We start from the raw sequence: 17,177 nt of genomic DNA, 5'->3' as shown, positions 1-17,177 counted from the left end.
CAAATTAGTATATATTTAATGAAGCTTATTCTTCGTTTTTTCTTCCTTGAGCTTATCAGGAGTAACGTCATTGCCTTCTGGATCCACTATGGTAACACCTTTAAGTGTATTGAGCATAGAAGACCTGAAAGACTGGAGATATTCTGCACGAAGCTTCGTCTGTTCCTTTGCTTCCTCTTCCGTCAACTTGGATGATTTTGCTTTCCTTGCCAGTTCATTGATCCTAGCAATTTTATCACTTGATAGCATTGTAAAGCTCCTTTGTAAAAAATTACGTCAAATGACATCTTACTAAAATTCTTGCGATTTTACAAGAATAGAGCTTCGTTATTCATTTGTCTCTATGTACTCAAGATATCTTCGGTTCACTGTAGCCTTAGATACATTGTATCCAAATCCTCTTAATGTGGCGGCAATTTCAGCAAACGTCAATCCATTATTCCGCAGCTTGACGATTTCCTCAACCGGCATCTCTTTCCGGTCACGGCCGGAATTCACACCTTGTTTTTTCAGATTGCGCTGTGGCTTGTATCCATGCTCAATCGCTCGTTTCATGCCACGCTTAATCTTAATATTATGGATTTTCCTCTGATACTCTTCCACCATACTGACAATCTGCAGCACCATGGAATCTGATTCTGAAAGCTGGAGTTCCCCACTATGGGAGACACTATATAATTTTACATTTTCTTTTAGGATACAATGAAGAATCGCAACCTTGGCATTGCCTCTTCCAAGTCTTGTTTCATCCTGGATGAGCAATGCCCCTATCTTCTTGTCCTTGATCAATTCCAGCAGTTCCAGGATCCCTTCCCTTTCAAGATCATACCCACTAGCTTTTTCTTTAATAATACTCGCTACTTCAAAACCATAGTTGCTTGCCAGGCGCAGCAACTCTTCTTCCTGCCTGATCAGCGAAGTTTCCTGCGTTTCCTTAGTTGTACTTACGCGGCAATAAATAATTGCTTTCATGTTGTCACCTTATTCCAGTCAAATCTATCTTTCTGCTCCGGCAATCTGGGTAGGCTCCATCTGATCAGCCACAACAGGGATTACCAGTTCATCTCCCGGAAAGACAATTTCCCCAATAATTCCGTTTTCTTTTTCTACCCAGCTGACGAATTCATTTTCGGTAAAATTATGTTCGCCAGCAAACACCTCTGCAATTTCCCACAGTGATTGTCCTTCTTCTATAGTAACAGTTATGTATGCATCTTCGTTATTTAATTGCGCTTTTGCTACCAATGAAAAGATTAAGCTGACTGCAATCAGGATCAAGGCATATGAATAGTTTTCCCATAGTTTTTTCATTTACGGCACCCCTTAACGAATGTATGTTCGACTAGTTGATTTCATTATAAATCGAACATTTGTTTCGTGTCAATCTAAAAATTCGAACTTATGTTTGTATCTGTGGAGTAGACATGGTATAATTAGGACAAGAAAATATACGAGGTGCGTGAATATGACAAAGTTATCGAAGCGGCAACAAGATATATTTGAATTCATAAAAGGCGAAGTCAAGAAAAAAGGGTATCCGCCATCCGTACGCGAAATCGGTGAAGCTGTTGGGCTTGCATCAAGCTCCACTGTCCATGGACACCTTGCAAGACTTGAGAGCAAAGGCTTGATCCGACGTGATCCTACCAAGCCGCGTGCAATTGAAATTCTGGAAATAGAAGAAGATAGCCGCATTCCTAAATATAATGTGGTGAACGTACCTGTTGTCGGTAAAGTAACAGCTGGTATGCCGATCACGGCCATAGAAAATGTAGAAGAGTACTTCCCTCTTCCTGACCGCCTTGTTCCACATGATGAGCAGGTTTTCATGCTGGAAATCATGGGTGACAGTATGATTGAAGCAGGCATCCTCGACGGTGACTATGTTATTGTTAAACAGCAAAAGACGGCAAATAACGGGGACATTGTTGTAGCGATGACAGAGGATGATGAGGCAACAGTTAAGCGTTTCTTCAAGGAAAAGGATTATTTCAGGCTCCAGCCTGAAAACCCTACGATGGACCCTATCATCCTTCGTAACGTATCCATACTTGGAAAAGTTATCGGTGTATATCGTCATATGCATTAAAAAAGCAAGCAGCTTCGCTTGCTTTTTTTCTTTCTATTAAACTTTTATCATATGAGACCAGCACATTTATGAGAAAAATAGGTAGAGACCCTAACAACTTGTCCCTCTCCACATAAGATATTGTGTAAGTATCTTTCATTATGGAAAGGAGTTGAGTTTCTAATGGGATACAATCGTAATGACAATGATGTAGCAGGCGTATTTTACCCTAACCGTGACAGAGACAGAGTCAGGGCAACTGTTGACTTTGATGACCTTTGCCGTGCTGTGCGCCGTTGTTTGATCGAGGATTTAGTAGCCGGTGCTAGGGATGATCGAGATGACGATCGTGACCGCCGCCGCAGAAAGTGCGGTTGCAGAGACTAACACCTACCTGAAAAATCCCGAAAGGATTAGTCCTTTCGGGATTTTTCTATTTCCATTGAATATCTTGAACAGGCAGTACACCTTTTAACTCTTCATAGTACGCAGCTTTTTGATTTTGAGTAAGCCACACATGTACGGTTCCGCTATCTTGATTGGTTCTGATCAATCGGCCCATTCCCTGTCTTAGGCGCAGGAGCATATATGGTATATCTACATCAGCAGTTGGATTATCCGCATGCTTTCTTTTCGCCTGGAAGACTGGATCATGAGGCGGGAATGGCAATGAAGCAATGATGACTTGAACCAGTGACTCTCCAGGTACGTCCAGTCCTTCCCATAAACTGAAGGAACATAAAACCGCCTCGATGTCATTCTGGAATTCCTTTACGGTTTCACTGATTTCACGGTCTCCTTCAAACAAGATAGAAAAACTCCATTCTTGTTTTTCAGACCACATCCGGAATCGTTCCATTTCCTGCATGGAAGAGAACAAAACAAGCGAGCTGCCATTGCTGCTTATAAGGTCGTCCCCTATTTTGATCCATTTCTTCATTTCATCATCCTCGATGTGTGCCACCAATTCCATTTGTTCTTCATAATCAAATGGTGACTCTACAGTAAAGGAGGAGTATTTTTCGATCCCCAGGCTTTTCGCAATATAGTTGAAATCCCCGGCTTGAGACAAGGTGGCTGAAGAAAATACAAACGGGATATTTTGTGAAAATACTTCTTTTTTCAATATATCCTCAACTAGTCGAGGCATGATGACTAGAGATGTTTGCACTTCATTCTCTTCCAGCCAGAAAATCCCTTCGTCATTCTTCAAGAAAACGGAAAGACCGTATGCGAAAAACTCGAGATACTCTTCCATGATTTTTAAATGGTATTCGTCAATCAGGAACATTTCCGCGTCAAACACCAGCTGGTCCATTAAATCGCTAACCTTTTTCTCTAGTGTTTCTGCAGTTTTCCTGATATTTGATAGCATCGGTACTTCTTTTCGATTAGAACCTTCTATCGCAGATGAGTTTTCAACCAAAAGGTCAAACCATGAATCATGAAGCTCTAATATATCCTCAATTAAATACAGTGATTCCTCTCGAACGTCCTGGTGCATATATCCTGTCAGGACAGTGGTCAAAGTTTGTGAGTTGAATCGGTATGTTAGTCCTTTTTGAGCTGCAAATTCAAGCAAGTGGCCCTCATCAAAAATCACGGTACTTGCTTCTGGAAGCAATGGCATCTGCCCTTCCCTTTTACGGGAATCTTTCGTCCAGACATGCTCCATGTAAAAATCATGTGAGCAAATAATCAAATCGCCGGCATGGCGATAGTAATCACGGTTCAATGTTTGGCCGCAACGGTGGCGCCAACTGCATGTTGAGCATTGCTGAAGTGGATCCCAGGCCATTGAAGCCCAATTTTCATTTGTCACCCATGGATATTCCTTTCGGTCACCATAGCGAGTGAATGAATTCATTGAAATCCCTTCATCAAAGATGAAATCTGGCAACTGATCATGGACGTCAAGGATTTCTTTTACATCCGAGGTGTTTGAAAGGTCATCAAGCTTTTTCACGCACACATATTGCTCTCTTGCTTTTGCCAATCGGACATCGACCTTCAACCCGAGCGCTTTTTCGAGTTTTTCGATATCACCGCCCTCTTTAACGAGCTGCTCAATCAGTGTTTCGTCCGAGCAGGAGACAATCGCCGGCTTACCCATGTATCTTGCGTATAGAATGGCATAAATGAGATAGACGAATGTTTTACCGGTGCCTACGCCAGCTTCGGCGAAAACAATTCCTTTATTCTTGAAGGCCTGCTCCACTTGGAAGGCCATATAAATCTGCTCATCACGGAGTTCATAGCCCTTTTCAGGCAATATATCGTAAAAGACATCACCAATGTAATCCCCTAACAAATCGAAGAACGTATCATTCTTGGTAATGGTAAATGGAAGGTTTTTTTTCATTAAGGTTCTCCTCAAAAAAATTAATTCCGGCAAAAAAGCCAGCTTTTATCATAACAGATAATCAGTCATTTAGTGAAAGAATTGAAATATAAAATAGGCAAAAGATTTAATTCCATTTTTAGGTAATAACTGTTAAAATAATTCTAATTCTAGTGATGGGGATTTCTATTGAAAGCGAAACAAATCATCTACATTAATTTTGCTCTCATAGCTTTACTGATTTTCATGACTATTTATCAGTACAACAGAATTGCAGATTTTGAGAGTCAATTGGGTTACAATTTTCAACGGACAGTAAAGGATACCCAATTTTTGCTTGAACATGATGGCGACCCAAATATTTGGGTCAAAACCTTGCAGGAAAAGAATGGGGAATTCACTTTAGCCTCTCACATTGGAGAACTAACTCGCCTTAGCAGACAATACCATATGATGAATGGAAAAATATCAATGATTGGAGTAATGCTTGATTCGCTTGCAGATGACTACCATCAAATAGCTGTAAATATAGGAAATGATGTGGACTACTCTAATAACAAAGAGGAGATTAATCGTAAAAAAGACTTTCTCATTCCATTGTTAAATAATATAGACTCAATATCTGGTGAAAATGAAAGGCAATATTATAAAGAATTTACTGACTCTGAATCTAAAACGTGAAACCTGGTATGGAGGGAGTATAAGAAATATGAAAGAGAAGATTGATTACATCATTCGCAAAGAAGAGACAGTTGATTTCACTGTGATTAGGGAGATCAATCTAAAGGCTTTTGTGAATGGAGAGAATGAAGCTAATTTAATCGAACTTATACGTGATTCAGATAACTTTATCTCTGACTTAAGTCTCGTAGCGGCCATGCGTGATGGTGAAATAATTGGACATATACTTTTTAGCACCATTCATCTTGTTACCGATCAAGGAACAGTTCCTACTTTAGGTCTTGCACCAATGGCGGTGAAACCAGATTATCAAAATAGCGGCATTGGTTCTGCCCTCGTTAACGAAGGAATCAAAGCATGCAAGGCTTTGGAATATGATCATATATTTGTTCTTGGCCATCCGAACTTTTACCCTCGTTTTGGCTTTTCACCAGCCAGCCAATTTGGGATAAAATCTCCTTTCCCTGTGCCTGAGGAAGTCTTCATGGCTCTTGAGCTAAAGAAAGGCTCATTGAGTGGATTACAAGGAAAAATTAAGTATCCACCTGCGTTTAATACTGTTAGTTAGTTTTAAGTTGAGGAGAAACAGCGCGACTCTACCCCTCCTCACTTTTTTTAAACAATAGATCATAAAAGGTGAGGCCAAGAGCCATTCCGAGAGGAGCTCCAAAGTCCAGGTTATCAAGCCGCTCTGGCCAAAATAAATAATTTGATGTATAAGATACTGACATCAGGAATACAAAAGTCCCCGCGAATCTAAATATCCGTCTTTTAATATCAAACCCAGGCAGCTTCTTAACATTTATAACGATGAGGATCATTTGAAAAAGCCCAAATAAAAGCAAGAATATAACAAACCCAATCACAAATCTTAAGGAGTTCGGAGTATCTATATCTATTAATACTATGCTCATCACTACTAGCAGACCTAACATAAATACTATATATAGCAGAATTGTAATCAAATTTTCTTTCTTGCTTTTCATTGTTATGTCACCTATTCCCCAGCCAACAATTGTATTTCAAGAACCTTGACCATCTCTTTATCTGTTAACCTTCCGTAACCCTCATTTTCCTTGTCGCTGACTTAGCCGTTCCCTCTTTAAACCAGATCCGATAATGATATAATCTTTCAGGCATATTCTTTTCTTCCTGGATAAAGAAAGTGGCCATCATACCTTCTTTTCTTGCCATTTCAACTTTCGTGTTAGGCGACCACTTAATTTTATCGAAGGCTTGCTGAATCTTTTTCAGCCTTTCAATTGAGGCAATGGTTATTTCTTCACGATCTTTCATCCCCTCTTCAGATATCTTCTGCACATCTATCCTCGTGAGCTGCGGATCAAAACTCTCACTGCAGCCTGCAATGGAAAGTAAAATCACAAGTAACCCTTTACTAAGTTTTTTCATCTTAATCCCCATCCTGTTTGCGATTTGCTCTTAAATCAACCAGATGGTAGTTTTCTTCTGAGATTTCCTCAAATGAAGTGATGACTTCACGAAACCGCTTAAACAAAACCGTTATTTCGGGTTGTTGGTCTATGATTTGAATGGTGTCTTTATAAATATCTTCATTGTTATAGATGTGTATCTCAAGCCATTTCGTTTTATCTGTCATGCCTTGGAGATGCAGTGCCTTTTTGTCTAGAAATCTAGAATAAATCTTCTCAGTTTCTTCCTGGATTTTCAGGTATTCCTGTTCTTTACCTGACTTTACATGGTAACTATATATCTTCACAAACACTTTTACACACCTCGAATCCTTCGATAATTCGGATTCGATTCCAAACACTCTTTATGTACCTTTGTTAAATGCAGTAAATCAAATTCATTCGCTTCGACCTGCTTGCCTATAGCATCAGCCTCAGAGATAGCGATATGATATAGTTCCTCATCAATAACACCAGATGTTAAAGCTGACTCTAGTTCATCGGCATCTTTATGAAAAACTTCTCCTGTAGGCAGGATAATGATGTCCAAAAAGAGATCGTCCATCCACGGACGACTATTATCAATACCATTACCATTGCAAATATCAATATACCATTGGACAATCTCCCCGGCAGCGTCAAACATTGTAGTGACCGAATGACGTGCACCCTCAGGGAAATGTTGCAGCCAGGTATAGCCTTCGTCTACTATACAGACTTTTTTATCCCCGTATTGGACATATAATGGTTCACTTATTTTAATCACCTTTAACATGGTAACGTGACCCTTAAAACCATCTTCATCTAAGAAATCCTGAATGAATTCCCTTTGAACGACACGGCGCCAATCAGCCCGGTCACCATATTTTCTTTTTAACTTAATATCATTCATATAAATCTCCCATATTATTAGTTAGGGGAATATTGTTTTCTTGCAGTTTCTCCATGATTTTGAATCTGTTGTTCTTCACCTTGCTGTTGTAAGGCAATTCGATTACATCTCCAGCTTCTGTGACAAGATTTAAATGATCCACAACGGTTACTCCATTACTTTTTACGAAAATTTCTTTTGCTTCTTTAACATCCTCCCAATAATAGGAGTTGATGGTGTTGAACGTTTTATAATCATTAAAATGCATTCCCTGGTCATCAAGATAATAATAATTCGACACGCCGAACATGAAGAAAGGTACGCATCCTAGCATAATGAGAAGTGTAATCCACTTGATGCCTTTCCATTCGAACTTCCACGTAAAAAATAAATACAGAAATAGAGTTACCGCTATCCAAAGCATCCCAATCATGAAAATTACATATGCAGATGATGGTGTATCATAAAACCATTTTTCAGCTGAGAGGTAAAGATAATCCTGAATAATGTAAACAAAAACGAGAGGCATGAACAAACTGCTGATGATTAAAATAATTGCTGTCACAAGGATTACATTTGATGAATTCTCTGTATTGAAACTTAAACGCGCCATCATATTCCCTCCTTCTCCCTGGATAAATATTAATACGTTTATCAAGGAAGAAGGTTTCAAATATTCCAAAAATTTACTTAAAATTCATTGAACTACCGACATCAAAAATGCTTTTCCAATGGATCCGTACACTGTGTGTAGCCATTTCTCCCATAAAACTCGATGCTCGTATCGCTCGGCCACACGATTATGAACTCGAATTTCATTTCCTTAGCCCATTCATTGACACGAGACAGCAACTTACTCCCAGTCCCTTTCCCCCTATTTTCGGGAACAGTGTATACATTGGTCATATAAGCAAACGGATGAGTGAACCTGCCTGGACGCGGAACCTTATGAATCAGTTCAACGTAAATATGGGAAACGATGTCCCCTTCATTCTCAGCAATCCAGACAAACCATTGCCCACTTTCCAGCGCAGATTCAAGGAACCCTCTGCATTCTTTTTCAAAGGAACCATACCCTACTCCCTCACCCATTTCGGGGTAATCTTCGAGCGTAAAGTCCCATCTCATTTTTATTAATTGATCAATATCCCTTTGATTCGCTAATCGAATTACCATGTTTCCCTCCGTTGATATAAAAATGTTCGCTGCTTTTAGGTGATGTTCCTCTGCCCTCTTATCTGCTTTCCTTTCTCTTTTTCGCAAAAAAATAACTCAATCCAAAAGGAATCAATGGAACGAGAGCTAACAGCCTAAACCCATTTTCCGCTCCCAGAAAGTACAGGGACGGAAGGGTAACTGCCATTCCGCCGATAAGCAGAAGCCTCCAGGATTTATTTATCAAGCCCCAAATAAACAGGAAACCGAACGCTACAATCAATAGCCAAAATATTGTCCCAGCCATATCTCATCCCTCCTAAAAAACTTCATGAGTGTTTTTCTTCAATGCACCCAAATCATATAAAATGCCAGCATCGCTATTCTCACACCACATTTCCTTCACTTTGCTGCCTTCAAATAAAAAAATCATGATCCCTGTCTCTTTTACTCGCTGATTTTCAGATGGGATATCGAACCAGCCGCCTTTGTATGTCATCCAGCCGGTGTAACGTACTACCAATTTATTGCCCTGTTCAATCAAATCATCCAGCACCCAAATATCGTCATGAAAAACGGATCGGTACCATTTCATGAAACCTACCATTGATTCCCTTGAGTTTTCACCATTACGCGAATGGTAAATAAAATCCTCGGTAGTCAGTTCATCAATCACATCGAGATTCCCCTCTGTAAAATATTCACTGAACCATCTTTCAGCTAGTAATCTCTTATTATCGCTAATCATATTTTCACTCCTGATCAAAGTTTTTTATCCAGCAGCCACAGGCCACCAATGTTAACACCTCTGAATTCCTCCATATTACCTTGTTCATCTGTTAGCAACAATACTCCTTTGGCGAACAGCAAATACCAATCAAACGAGTAGCCCTGGATCGAATAAGTTTCAATCTCAGTCTTCAAATTATCATCAATAACCACCTGAGAGACTTTCACACACTCAATGCTAAAACATTTGTATTCTGTATGCTCACTGATATGATTTAGAAACGATTGTTGATGTTTCGGTACACCAGCTCCAAAAAAAATCAAAAGAATAATAATGATACTGATTATGTATGAAAAGTTAAACTGATGGTCAACTAGCAAAATCCATAAAGCAACTGCAGAGAAAAAACTAATCCATAAAAGCCAGCCTATGTCGAAAAACATATTTGCAAGGAAAGAGTTTATAGCAATGAAGATCAAATAACGAATTACATTGGCAACTGGACTGGCTTTCATCTTCTCGTTTATTTCTTGCTCCAACCCAACTGTCGTTTTACTAATAAACAGTTGATAAATTAAGTATAAAATGGATATAGCCATAACTATGCTAGAAATAATGAAAGAACCTTTATCCATATAAATCACCCTAACAGAAAATTTCAACCTCTTAAAAACCCATTTTGAACCAGAGGCCATGGCCTTCAGTTTCCCCGATTGTGTTCAAGCTTTCTTGGCCATCGAGATAATAATCGAAGTGAAGCTTTGCATCGTAAATATTATTGTATATATGAAAAATTGTCCTTCGTTTTCCAATTTCTTTTATTTGCTCCAGAAGCTTCTCCTTAGTCTCGACTGGCATTTGGTTGGCAACATGGGTATGGAATACACAAATCACTTGTTCTTCTGGAATTGCTGCTGTCAGTGATCGGAGTATTTCAACTCCATCCCCCTCTATTAAGCTTAATGTTTGATTGCTCACATAGCTTGCCGCTTTTTCAAATAACTCTCGTCTTTCACCGTGTTCTGGCCAGATTAGTGCCTTTAGCCATAAGTAATCCTCTGTATTTCTCACATCATTTATATGCAGGTCGACTCCTATTCTTGTTGCAACATCAAAATGGGGCAATGGTTTCAGAAGTGATTTAATTCCTCTTATTTCAGATCTTAGGTGGACTTCCGAATCAAGATTCCCGACAATTTTATCTGTGCCATATGAATAACTGTATTTGTCCACGAATAACTGTAAGCCCGCACTCGTTCCGATTTCAATCAATGCCAATGGCTTTCTGGTCATGTGGTAAATACGGCTGAAAACGGGATAGAGATAAGAACAGCGCCTGACCTCATTTGTCTGGACGATTTTACTTTTTATCAACTCGATTATCTCATCAGAATATGAACTGCAAAAATCTTCGAAAACCGGATAGGCTTGTTCTTTAGGAAAAGGTTGTTCGGTCAAGCTTGGATAGAATTCTGCCAGGGGATGATTATACCCCTTCATTAATAGATAGTGTACTGCTCCTAAAAAAAGATTTGGCATTGGTTGACCTTCCCTTGATTCCTTTGCAAGGTCAAGTATATTAGTATCTTCAGCTATTTTTGAAGATAGGAATTCATATATTGGACTTGACCCCTTGCATTCATGAACCGCAAATCTTTTGAACTTCATAGAAATATCATCATACATCAAACATCACCGAATCCTTTTACATAAAGACATAAAAATTAATAGAATCACATAAACAGTTACTACAGCTGCCCCCACAAGGAATAAATAGTTCCCTATTAATAACTTCGTAGGGTTCTCCAGCGGATTCACTAATCCTAATTCAAATGGAAAAGCATCATCCAAAGGTGTCAACCAGGTGTTCTGTTCAATAATCGGCATGGGAAGTCCAAGTCTGTGCCTTGTCAAATCATAATCAGGGGTTACAACGACAGAATTGAAGAAAGGAGTAATGGATATTCCGATTACACCAATGAAAATAGAAATCATCAGTAATCTGTAACGTTTTAACATATTAATCCCACCATAAAAATAATTTCCCTGTTTCTTTCATTTCTTCTATTAAACCGCTGATCGTTCCTGTTCCCTGTTCCACGATGTCCGGACAAAATTTAGCGATTTCTTTTGCCAGTACCTTTAATTCCTCGCTTTTTGGCATTATGAGAAAACTGATTTCCACCCAATCATAATCCGCCCCAATGATGATGAATGGAAACCTTCTATGCCAGAACTTCAGTTTTGAAATGATTTTTTCATTGCTTATATCGTAATTGTCTCCATTGGTCTGCTGAACCTTCAGAATGTCGAATTGGTCAGTACCCTTGATAATGCCGATCTCTTTATGATCATAATCGCAAATAAAGGCCTGATAGCTTATCTCCCGCAGTTCCTCTTTAAGCTTCAAGACAAAATGTTCCGATTCTTCCTTCCTAGTCTTAATACAAATCCCCGCCAGCTCACCTGGCTTATCAAAAAATAAGTCCGTCTTGTATAAGGGCATCAATTTGCTTGGTGAATTGGTTTTTAAAATTGTCAGTGCTTCTTCTGAAAAATCAATTTCATCAAGATTCAATTCCTTCTCCTGAGTCTTGCCAAAGCTAAATAACTTTTTCCAGGACATTTATTCACCCCACTTTCTTTAACTTAATGATGGCAGTATTTCTTGCTTAAAGTAATCCAGCGGCAGATGTGTTTCTCCATAGTTGTCACTCGTGAAAATCGTTACTAAGTTTGTTTCAGGTACGACTATGATATATTGGCCGCCATATCCCATCGCGAAAAAGGTATGCGGGCTGACCGGGGCATTGTCCTTATCTGTAAGAATCCACCAGTGGTAACCATACATTCCAAAATAAGGGCCAATGTACCTTGGTGCAGTAGAATTTTGTATCCATCCGTCCGAAACAATCCTCTTCGTTTCCCATTTCCCGTTACTTAGCATCAGCTTGCCTATTTTCAGAAGATCAAAAGGATTCAAAGACAACCCAAATCCGCCAATCGCGACTCCCTTTGAGTCAGAGTGCCAGCTGTAATCTTTGATTTGCAGCGGTTGGAACAAGTATTTTTCCGCAAAACTTGTCAGAGGTTCCCCTGCTGATTTTTGAAGGATGGCGCTTAACAAATGGGACGCACCGGAATTGTAATGCATACTTACCCCCGGCTCCTCGATCATTTCCCGTTCGAGCACAAACTTTACCCAGTCCTTGCTATTAATCATCGGCATCGGCCTGCCTCCCCAGCTCGTAAACTCCGGCCAGTCAAAACCTGGAGTCATAGTCAGCAGATGCTCAACTGTAATTGCTTTTTTGGATTCCTCGAGGCCTTCAAAAAAATCAGCTATCGGTTGTTTTATACTTTTGATTTTCCCTTGATCAATCGCGATGCCTATCAAAATTGAAAGGACGCTTTTTGTCACGGAATTTACTTTGTGCAATTTTTGCTTTTGCTTGTTGTTGCGGAAAAATTCATATACCACTTTATTTTCATGCAGAACAAGACAGGAGTTGATTTTTTCATTTGTTAACTTCTTATCCAAACGCAAAGTCAATTTTCCACCAACTTTTCGCATGATAGGACTAAATGCGCCTTTTCAATTGGCCTCACTTTTTCCAGATAAAAATCTTCTGCTTTCCAATATCTTTTATTAAACTTTTCTATGTTCAGCTGAGTTTCCAAGCTTTCCCTTGAAAAACGAATCTCTCTAGGGCAATCCAGAAAAACGGCAAAATCAAAAAAGCTGCTCCATTCTTTTCTCAGCAAGAAGATTCCTTCAACAATAATGACCTTCTTATCGGCTATATTAAGTTCTTTGTACTCATGTCGATCCAATGCATGGTCGTAATAAGGAAGCTTCAAATCATTAGAATAACTGAGCTTTTCAAACAAAATTTCTTTGAGCGACTCAATATCCCACTGCAGGTAATAATACTCTTGCCATTCGTCTTGCCCGGTATTATATCTGCTTTTCCGTTCAACAATATGGTCATCTATATGGATAATCATGTTTTGAATTTCTTTTGATTCCAACATTGAAGCGAGTTTTTTTACAAAAGTTGTTTTCCCAGCCCTGCTAAGTCCATCTATACCTAGAACAAAACGTTCGTTTTGACTAATAGCTGAATGAATTTCCTTCATTATTTTTTCTGCAAATTCCAATGTGTTTACCTCTCATTTCATAGGTGAAAGTTACATTAACTTATTCGCTAAATCGACACATATTTCCTTTTTCAGGCAAAAATAAAGCCACCTTTTAAAGGCGGCATCATTTGTATTGCAATTTATTATTTAATTTCTCTGCCTCTTCAATGCTTTCTTTTAACCAGATGGGAGCTTTAGGATGAGCAAAAATTTCTGCTGTAGTCAACCAATATACTGCCTCAACTTCATCTTTACTTTTTGGATATGGTTCGCCAGCGTCAATTTCACAATAAAAGACCAGATCAAGCACTTCCCTTCCATCAGGAAGAACAAAAGAAGTATTCCGAACATATGTAACATCATCTTTTACTGTGATACCCACTTCCTCAAAGAGCTCCCTTTTCAAAGTTCGCTCAAGTAAATCCTTTGAAAATCCCTCGTTTTCAACCCTTCCGCCAACAAGCGAAAGAAGCCCTCCGGCATGTTCCTCTTTGGAACTCCTTTCAATAATCAGCCACTTTCCTTCCCTGTAAATAGCACCTTCTACATTTAAAATAAACATTTGTGATCCCCTTTCCAATTGTTCTTCTCATAATCGGATACACTCATTTGTATCCCTTCTTTAAGCCTAAAGGCCTGTAACTTTTTTCCGAGGTCCCAAATTATAATTTTTACCAAAAAGTTACACATAAAATTTACCATTTAAATTTACTGAAAATTCGATAAATTTACACATGCTTTTCCAACATTACTACTTGTATAATAGTAATACACCTAGAGTTACTGAAGGTCGACCAACAAAAATAGGAGAGTGATCAATTTGTTAGAAAACGTTATTTTCGCAATGGTCATCGGTGGATTTGTTGGACTGACAGCTCATGTTAGAAAACGAGGCAAGATCATCATGCCTAGAAGAACAAAGAAATTCATTTACCTTGGTTTCTTGGAAGAAATCCTCACCGGTTCATTAGCAGCCGCACTATTGGTAGTCTCTTCAGAAGCTGATTCACTGCTTAGAGTTTTTCTGATGTCCATCATGGCTGGTTTCGGAGGTGATGCCTTACTAAGAGGACTTGAATTATTTCGAATAGGAAGCAGTAGCCAGGGTGGTGAGGATATTGGCAAATGAAAAACCAATACCTCAGCCTAAGAGAAAGAAGTTTGCTAACGCCATCGGTCAAGCAGCTTCCAGAGTGCTTGTTTTTTTTTGATTAAAAAGAAGTTGGGAAACTTTTAAGCCTACCCCTTTCCCCCTAAACATTACCTTTCATAAAAAAAATCCCTTTTTAAACCAAAATCGGAATATTGATTTTCAGTTCAGGTGCATCTTGTAAAGGATTAAAGCTTCCTGGATACTCCTCCAAATGCTCTAATTCACCCTTGCTTAATGAATAGCCATTCTTTTTAATCCAAGCATACAAGGCTGTATAAGCTTCATGTACTGCTGTTCCCTTATATTCTGTACTGGCATAAGTATAGGCCGGAACCGTAATAAGCTCCATTTCTTCAGGTATAATCGCCGTATCTTCCACTTCCAATGCCAGATAATATGTAAAACCATTTTCGTTGATATGAAAAGAAAGCCCAAGAATGTTTTCTGTATTTACAGCGCTTTTTATCTCATTTTTCCTTTAAGAAATCCCTTATGAAAACTTTTGATTTCTCCCTTTGCTGCCTGTTCAAAAGTGCCGATCCATTTAACACCAATAGCCTTGAATGCTTCTTTATTGACGATTTTAGTTACCATTGTCAGATTCTCTCCTTTTTTTCGTACATTTTTCTAATCAGCCAGGGAAAAGTAAGACTAAAACATTGAGGAGAAACATGATGGATCTTAAACTTTTCAAGCTGATCAACAGACTTTCTGGCCGCTTTTCACCAGTGGATCAACTAATGATTCTTATTTCGAATCGTGTACGCTATGCTTATCTTTTAATCATAGTATTGATGCTGTTCAAAAACCGGTTTAACAAAAGAATTGCTCTAGAAACGGGGATTGCGATTATCATCAGCTTCTTTTCCCATTTCTTCATCCATATATTTTATCTTAAACCTCGCCCCTTCATAAAACGACGCGTCGGAATCCTTATTCCGTCAAAAAGAGATTCTTCCTTTCCCAGCAAGCATACAATGCTCGCTTTCGCTGCTTCTACCACTATATTCATGTTTCACCGGACCCTCGGTACGATCATGATGTGGATGTCTGCACTAACCGGCTTCTCCCGTGTCTGGGTTGGTCACCACTATCCATCCGATATCATCGGAAGTGCACTTCTTGGATCACTGACAAGTTTGGTGGCACGCATCATTTCGTTCAGTAAGTTCGGAAACAAACCGGAAGCCAGTTAACAACCTATTGACTTAAAGACGGACACTTTTGAGGGTCTTCTTCTCTTTACTGTCCGTCATGACCTTAATGACGGACACTTTTCCGGGTCTTCCTCTCATTTCTGTCCGTCATGACCTTGATGACAGCCACTTTTTCATTGCTTTCACTAATTTTTGTCCGTCATATCAGTGAACCTCAGCCTTAAGGTTGTAAGCTGCCAACTGCTCTCCCCTTGGTGCAATTTCCGTCTCAGCAAATCCGACCTTCGTGTATGTAGCTCTTGCCCGTCATTCTCTTGATTATAACCAATCATGATCATTGGGTTCCGTTTGGGTTCATTCTTTTAATCTCTTCAACTACTAATATTACCGCCGCAGTCCCGTAACCTAAGTCCTCGTTTGCAAGGCGACCTTTTATTGCTACTTAAAGCTTTCCGCATCTAATGGCAGGTTCCTGACTTTTAGCAAGTACTCCCTCATTTTCTGCTCATACTCCATCGGATACTCATACCCCAAACTCTTCCCAACTTCTTGTGCCAGGCGGCTAAAAAGATCAGCCATCCTGAAAAGAGCTTCCCAGTTTTCCTCTAAACTTGCTCCCGCATAAGTTCCCTCCAGCTCATCCCATGTATCACCGTCGAGATAACGCTTAAACCATCGCCCAAATTTATTAGGATTGACACTCCAATCATGCTTCACACCGAGATGCCATTCGATCACTGGTTGAAGGTAATGGAAACGAATGATGTTGTCGAGCATGTATTTCGCAAAGTACAATTCATCACGCCAGAGGCTGTTTGCTACGTATGCGGTATCTCCCCAAAAACTGTTGATGATATCAGCGAATCTTTCCGCTGACGGCTTCTTTGTTATGTATGCCGTATAAGATGGCAGCGGGATTCCTTTTGCGATTCCATCCTTATCTAACAAGACTTTATAGCCATTGTCATATGCATCCGGCAGTTCTGACATGGAAGCCAGGTGTTTAACAAAATCATTCGTTGTAATCTGAAAATCCATTTTAGTCCCATCTTCGTACAGGACGAGTCTCGTTCGCCAATCGCCATCCTGCAAAACCACTTTTTTGATAAGTGAGCCAAATTGGTCTAACCAACCGTCATCCTGGACAAAAGAATCTAATTCATTTACAAAAATCTCGAAATCATAATCTGTGAATAAATCGGTAAATGCGCGGGGATTAGCTCGAGAGCTTGTCATCAAAACCGTACGTATATTATCATTCTGCCTGGCCCATCCCAATAGCTCGTTAAGCATTTGCTGTTCTTGTTTCACATCTCTCCCCCTTCGTATTAAGTAACTGATTTGATTTTGTTTATCTGCTAAAATCTTAGCGGGCATCCTCTTTAATATTTCGATACATATTCTTACATCTGTTCAACTAAAAATGTCAATGGACTTTATAGCATCAT

Annotated in this window: 28 protein-coding genes; 6 read left to right on the top strand and 22 right to left on the bottom strand. The window is 39.3% G+C overall.

All coding sequences use genetic code 11. The annotated features are described in order from the left end of the window. Nucleotides 1-15: 15 nt before the first annotated feature. The 3 genes from CD004_RS08430 to yneA all read right to left on the bottom strand — a co-directional run bounded on the left by CD004_RS08430 (nucleotide 16) and on the right by yneA (nucleotide 1,311). On the bottom strand, nucleotides 16-249 hold the full coding sequence (locus CD004_RS08430) for a DUF896 domain-containing protein (protein WP_102262345.1): 234 nt from the start codon (nucleotides 247-249) through the stop codon (nucleotides 16-18). A 78-nt stretch (nucleotides 250-327) separates the two neighbouring features. Next, nucleotides 328-972, bottom strand: a complete 645-nt coding sequence (locus tag CD004_RS08425; RefSeq protein WP_102262344.1) for a YneB family resolvase-like protein — start codon at nucleotides 970-972, stop codon at nucleotides 328-330. Nucleotides 973-996: 24 nt separating this feature from the next. Continuing rightward, entirely contained in the window at nucleotides 997-1,311 is a 315-nt protein-coding gene (gene yneA / locus CD004_RS08420; protein WP_102262343.1) for a cell division suppressor protein YneA, read from the bottom strand. A gap of 154 nt (nucleotides 1,312-1,465) precedes the next feature. Here yneA and lexA point away from each other — a divergent pair, with 154 nt between their 5' ends. Together lexA and CD004_RS08410 are read left to right on the top strand one after the other, a co-directional pair. Beyond that, nucleotides 1,466-2,089, top strand: coding sequence for a transcriptional repressor LexA (gene lexA / locus CD004_RS08415; RefSeq protein WP_102262342.1), 624 nt, complete (start codon nucleotides 1,466-1,468; stop codon nucleotides 2,087-2,089). 162 nt (nucleotides 2,090-2,251) lie between these two features. Then, nucleotides 2,252-2,455, top strand: a complete 204-nt coding sequence (locus tag CD004_RS08410) for a hypothetical protein (RefSeq protein WP_102262341.1) — start codon at nucleotides 2,252-2,254, stop codon at nucleotides 2,453-2,455. 46 nt (nucleotides 2,456-2,501) lie between these two features. On the opposite strand, the gene CD004_RS08405 is transcribed toward CD004_RS08410, so the two are convergent. Then, nucleotides 2,502-4,430, bottom strand: a complete 1,929-nt coding sequence (locus CD004_RS08405) for an ATP-dependent DNA helicase (RefSeq protein ID WP_102262340.1) — start codon at nucleotides 4,428-4,430, stop codon at nucleotides 2,502-2,504. 168 nt (nucleotides 4,431-4,598) lie between these two features. Between CD004_RS08405 and CD004_RS08400 the strand changes: the two genes are divergently transcribed. Further along, nucleotides 4,599-5,090, top strand: coding sequence for a hypothetical protein (locus CD004_RS08400; protein WP_102262339.1), 492 nt, complete (start codon nucleotides 4,599-4,601; stop codon nucleotides 5,088-5,090). A gap of 28 nt (nucleotides 5,091-5,118) precedes the next feature. Continuing rightward, nucleotides 5,119-5,658 (top strand): GNAT family N-acetyltransferase, encoded by a 540-nt coding sequence (locus CD004_RS08395; RefSeq protein ID WP_102262338.1) that lies wholly within the window; start codon nucleotides 5,119-5,121, stop codon nucleotides 5,656-5,658. Nucleotides 5,659-5,686: 28 nt separating this feature from the next. Here CD004_RS08395 and CD004_RS08390 read toward each other — a convergent pair whose 3' ends face one another. From CD004_RS08390 to CD004_RS08320, 15 genes are all read right to left on the bottom strand, one after another. Continuing rightward, a complete protein-coding gene (locus CD004_RS08390; protein ID WP_102262337.1) occupies nucleotides 5,687-6,076 on the bottom strand; it encodes a hypothetical protein in 390 nt (129 codons plus the stop codon). Between the two features lie 64 nt (nucleotides 6,077-6,140). After that, complete coding sequence (locus CD004_RS08385) at nucleotides 6,141-6,500, bottom strand: hypothetical protein (RefSeq protein WP_102262336.1); 360 nt, start codon at nucleotides 6,498-6,500, stop codon at nucleotides 6,141-6,143. A 1-nt stretch (nucleotide 6,501) separates the two neighbouring features. Further along, a complete protein-coding gene (locus tag CD004_RS08380; protein WP_102262335.1) occupies nucleotides 6,502-6,834 on the bottom strand; it encodes a hypothetical protein in 333 nt (110 codons plus the stop codon). Between the two features lie 2 nt (nucleotides 6,835-6,836). Next, on the bottom strand, nucleotides 6,837-7,412 hold the full coding sequence (locus CD004_RS08375; protein WP_102262334.1) for a ribonuclease FAU-1 family protein: 576 nt from the start codon (nucleotides 7,410-7,412) through the stop codon (nucleotides 6,837-6,839). Then, nucleotides 7,405-8,007, bottom strand: a complete 603-nt coding sequence (locus tag CD004_RS08370; RefSeq protein ID WP_158651508.1) for a hypothetical protein — start codon at nucleotides 8,005-8,007, stop codon at nucleotides 7,405-7,407. The genes CD004_RS08375 and CD004_RS08370 overlap by 8 nt, the downstream gene beginning before the upstream one ends. 98 nt (nucleotides 8,008-8,105) lie before the next feature. After that, nucleotides 8,106-8,567 (bottom strand): GNAT family N-acetyltransferase, encoded by a 462-nt coding sequence (locus CD004_RS08365; RefSeq protein ID WP_102262332.1) that lies wholly within the window; start codon nucleotides 8,565-8,567, stop codon nucleotides 8,106-8,108. Nucleotides 8,568-8,625: 58 nt separating this feature from the next. Then, the gene (locus tag CD004_RS08360; protein WP_102262331.1) at nucleotides 8,626-8,853 is read right to left on the bottom strand and encodes a hypothetical protein; all 228 of its coding nucleotides are present in this window, start codon (nucleotides 8,851-8,853) and stop codon (nucleotides 8,626-8,628) included. Nucleotides 8,854-8,865: 12 nt separating this feature from the next. Continuing rightward, the gene (locus tag CD004_RS08355) at nucleotides 8,866-9,294 is read right to left on the bottom strand and encodes an ester cyclase (protein ID WP_102262330.1); all 429 of its coding nucleotides are present in this window, start codon (nucleotides 9,292-9,294) and stop codon (nucleotides 8,866-8,868) included. A gap of 14 nt (nucleotides 9,295-9,308) precedes the next feature. Continuing rightward, on the bottom strand, nucleotides 9,309-9,911 hold the full coding sequence (locus CD004_RS08350) for a hypothetical protein (RefSeq protein ID WP_102262329.1): 603 nt from the start codon (nucleotides 9,909-9,911) through the stop codon (nucleotides 9,309-9,311). A 31-nt stretch (nucleotides 9,912-9,942) separates the two neighbouring features. Then, the gene (locus tag CD004_RS08345; protein WP_102262328.1) at nucleotides 9,943-10,962 is read right to left on the bottom strand and encodes a DUF2332 domain-containing protein; all 1,020 of its coding nucleotides are present in this window, start codon (nucleotides 10,960-10,962) and stop codon (nucleotides 9,943-9,945) included. 6 nt (nucleotides 10,963-10,968) lie between these two features. Continuing rightward, on the bottom strand, nucleotides 10,969-11,295 hold the full coding sequence (locus CD004_RS08340; RefSeq protein WP_102262327.1) for a hypothetical protein: 327 nt from the start codon (nucleotides 11,293-11,295) through the stop codon (nucleotides 10,969-10,971). A gap of 1 nt (nucleotide 11,296) precedes the next feature. Then, nucleotides 11,297-11,902: a DUF4253 domain-containing protein gene (locus CD004_RS08335; protein WP_102262326.1), complete on the bottom strand. Its 606-nt coding sequence runs from the start codon at nucleotides 11,900-11,902 to the stop codon at nucleotides 11,297-11,299. A gap of 18 nt (nucleotides 11,903-11,920) precedes the next feature. Next, nucleotides 11,921-12,829, bottom strand: a complete 909-nt coding sequence (locus CD004_RS08330; RefSeq protein WP_158651506.1) for a serine hydrolase domain-containing protein — start codon at nucleotides 12,827-12,829, stop codon at nucleotides 11,921-11,923. Continuing rightward, nucleotides 12,826-13,437 carry a kinase gene (locus tag CD004_RS08325; protein ID WP_324782773.1) on the bottom strand — a complete coding sequence of 204 codons (612 nt, stop codon included), beginning with the start codon at nucleotides 13,435-13,437 and terminating at the stop codon, nucleotides 12,826-12,828. Before CD004_RS08325 ends, CD004_RS08330 begins: the two co-directional genes overlap by 4 nt. Nucleotides 13,438-13,543: 106 nt before the next feature. After that, the gene (locus CD004_RS08320; protein ID WP_102262324.1) at nucleotides 13,544-13,981 is read right to left on the bottom strand and encodes an NUDIX hydrolase; all 438 of its coding nucleotides are present in this window, start codon (nucleotides 13,979-13,981) and stop codon (nucleotides 13,544-13,546) included. 258 nt (nucleotides 13,982-14,239) lie between these two features. Here CD004_RS08320 and CD004_RS08315 point away from each other — a divergent pair, with 258 nt between their 5' ends. Next, on the top strand, nucleotides 14,240-14,548 hold the full coding sequence (locus CD004_RS08315; protein ID WP_023614739.1) for a DUF4257 domain-containing protein: 309 nt from the start codon (nucleotides 14,240-14,242) through the stop codon (nucleotides 14,546-14,548). A gap of 157 nt (nucleotides 14,549-14,705) precedes the next feature. Here CD004_RS08315 and CD004_RS08310 read toward each other — a convergent pair whose 3' ends face one another. Together CD004_RS08310 and CD004_RS24420 are read right to left on the bottom strand one after the other, a co-directional pair. Beyond that, nucleotides 14,706-15,011, bottom strand: a complete 306-nt coding sequence (locus CD004_RS08310) for a GyrI-like domain-containing protein (RefSeq protein WP_267892368.1) — start codon at nucleotides 15,009-15,011, stop codon at nucleotides 14,706-14,708. Between the two features lie 23 nt (nucleotides 15,012-15,034). After that, nucleotides 15,035-15,166, bottom strand: a complete 132-nt coding sequence (locus tag CD004_RS24420) for a hypothetical protein (RefSeq protein WP_267892358.1) — start codon at nucleotides 15,164-15,166, stop codon at nucleotides 15,035-15,037. Between the two features lie 77 nt (nucleotides 15,167-15,243). Here CD004_RS24420 and CD004_RS08305 point away from each other — a divergent pair, with 77 nt between their 5' ends. Then, on the top strand, nucleotides 15,244-15,768 hold the full coding sequence (locus tag CD004_RS08305; protein WP_324782772.1) for a phosphatase PAP2 family protein: 525 nt from the start codon (nucleotides 15,244-15,246) through the stop codon (nucleotides 15,766-15,768). 399 nt (nucleotides 15,769-16,167) lie between these two features. Here CD004_RS08305 and CD004_RS08300 read toward each other — a convergent pair whose 3' ends face one another. Continuing rightward, nucleotides 16,168-17,040, bottom strand: coding sequence for an aminoglycoside 6-adenylyltransferase (locus tag CD004_RS08300; RefSeq protein ID WP_158651505.1), 873 nt, complete (start codon nucleotides 17,038-17,040; stop codon nucleotides 16,168-16,170). Nucleotides 17,041-17,177: the final 137 nt, after the last annotated feature.

Source organism: Mesobacillus jeotgali, from assembly GCF_002874535.1.
GTDB lineage: Bacteria > Bacillota > Bacilli > Bacillales > Cytobacillaceae > Mesobacillus > Mesobacillus jeotgali.
Note: the sequence above shows the minus strand (reverse complement) of the source record. Positions and strands in the feature narration are given on the sequence as shown.

Excerpts from the sequence above, each read along its gene's own strand:
- CD004_RS08430 (WP_102262345.1), bottom strand. The coding sequence starts at position 249 with ATGCTATCAAGTGATAAAATTGCTAGGATCAATGAACTGGCAAGGAAA.
- CD004_RS08425 (WP_102262344.1), bottom strand. The coding sequence starts at position 972 with ATGAAAGCAATTATTTATTGCCGCGTAAGTACAACTAAGGAAACGCAG.
- yneA (WP_102262343.1), bottom strand. The coding sequence starts at position 1,311 with ATGAAAAAACTATGGGAAAACTATTCATATGCCTTGATCCTGATTGCA.
- lexA (WP_102262342.1), top strand. The coding sequence starts at position 1,466 with ATGACAAAGTTATCGAAGCGGCAACAAGATATATTTGAATTCATAAAA.
- CD004_RS08410 (WP_102262341.1), top strand. The coding sequence starts at position 2,252 with ATGGGATACAATCGTAATGACAATGATGTAGCAGGCGTATTTTACCCT.
- CD004_RS08405 (WP_102262340.1), bottom strand. The coding sequence starts at position 4,430 with ATGAAAAAAAACCTTCCATTTACCATTACCAAGAATGATACGTTCTTC.
- CD004_RS08395 (WP_102262338.1), top strand. The coding sequence starts at position 5,119 with ATGAAAGAGAAGATTGATTACATCATTCGCAAAGAAGAGACAGTTGAT.
- CD004_RS08390 (WP_102262337.1), bottom strand. The coding sequence starts at position 6,076 with ATGAAAAGCAAGAAAGAAAATTTGATTACAATTCTGCTATATATAGTA.
- CD004_RS08385 (WP_102262336.1), bottom strand. The coding sequence starts at position 6,500 with ATGAAAAAACTTAGTAAAGGGTTACTTGTGATTTTACTTTCCATTGCA.
- CD004_RS08375 (WP_102262334.1), bottom strand. The coding sequence starts at position 7,412 with ATGAATGATATTAAGTTAAAAAGAAAATATGGTGACCGGGCTGATTGG.
- CD004_RS08370 (WP_158651508.1), bottom strand. The coding sequence starts at position 8,007 with ATGATGGCGCGTTTAAGTTTCAATACAGAGAATTCATCAAATGTAATC.
- CD004_RS08365 (WP_102262332.1), bottom strand. The coding sequence starts at position 8,567 with ATGGTAATTCGATTAGCGAATCAAAGGGATATTGATCAATTAATAAAA.
- CD004_RS08360 (WP_102262331.1), bottom strand. The coding sequence starts at position 8,853 with ATGGCTGGGACAATATTTTGGCTATTGATTGTAGCGTTCGGTTTCCTG.
- CD004_RS08355 (WP_102262330.1), bottom strand. The coding sequence starts at position 9,294 with ATGATTAGCGATAATAAGAGATTACTAGCTGAAAGATGGTTCAGTGAA.
- CD004_RS08350 (WP_102262329.1), bottom strand. The coding sequence starts at position 9,911 with ATGGATAAAGGTTCTTTCATTATTTCTAGCATAGTTATGGCTATATCC.
- CD004_RS08345 (WP_102262328.1), bottom strand. The coding sequence starts at position 10,962 with ATGTATGATGATATTTCTATGAAGTTCAAAAGATTTGCGGTTCATGAA.
- CD004_RS08340 (WP_102262327.1), bottom strand. The coding sequence starts at position 11,295 with ATGTTAAAACGTTACAGATTACTGATGATTTCTATTTTCATTGGTGTA.
- CD004_RS08335 (WP_102262326.1), bottom strand. The coding sequence starts at position 11,902 with ATGTCCTGGAAAAAGTTATTTAGCTTTGGCAAGACTCAGGAGAAGGAA.
- CD004_RS08320 (WP_102262324.1), bottom strand. The coding sequence starts at position 13,981 with ATGTTTATTTTAAATGTAGAAGGTGCTATTTACAGGGAAGGAAAGTGG.
- CD004_RS24420 (WP_267892358.1), bottom strand. The coding sequence starts at position 15,166 with ATGGTAACTAAAATCGTCAATAAAGAAGCATTCAAGGCTATTGGTGTT.
- CD004_RS08305 (WP_324782772.1), top strand. The coding sequence starts at position 15,244 with ATGATGGATCTTAAACTTTTCAAGCTGATCAACAGACTTTCTGGCCGC.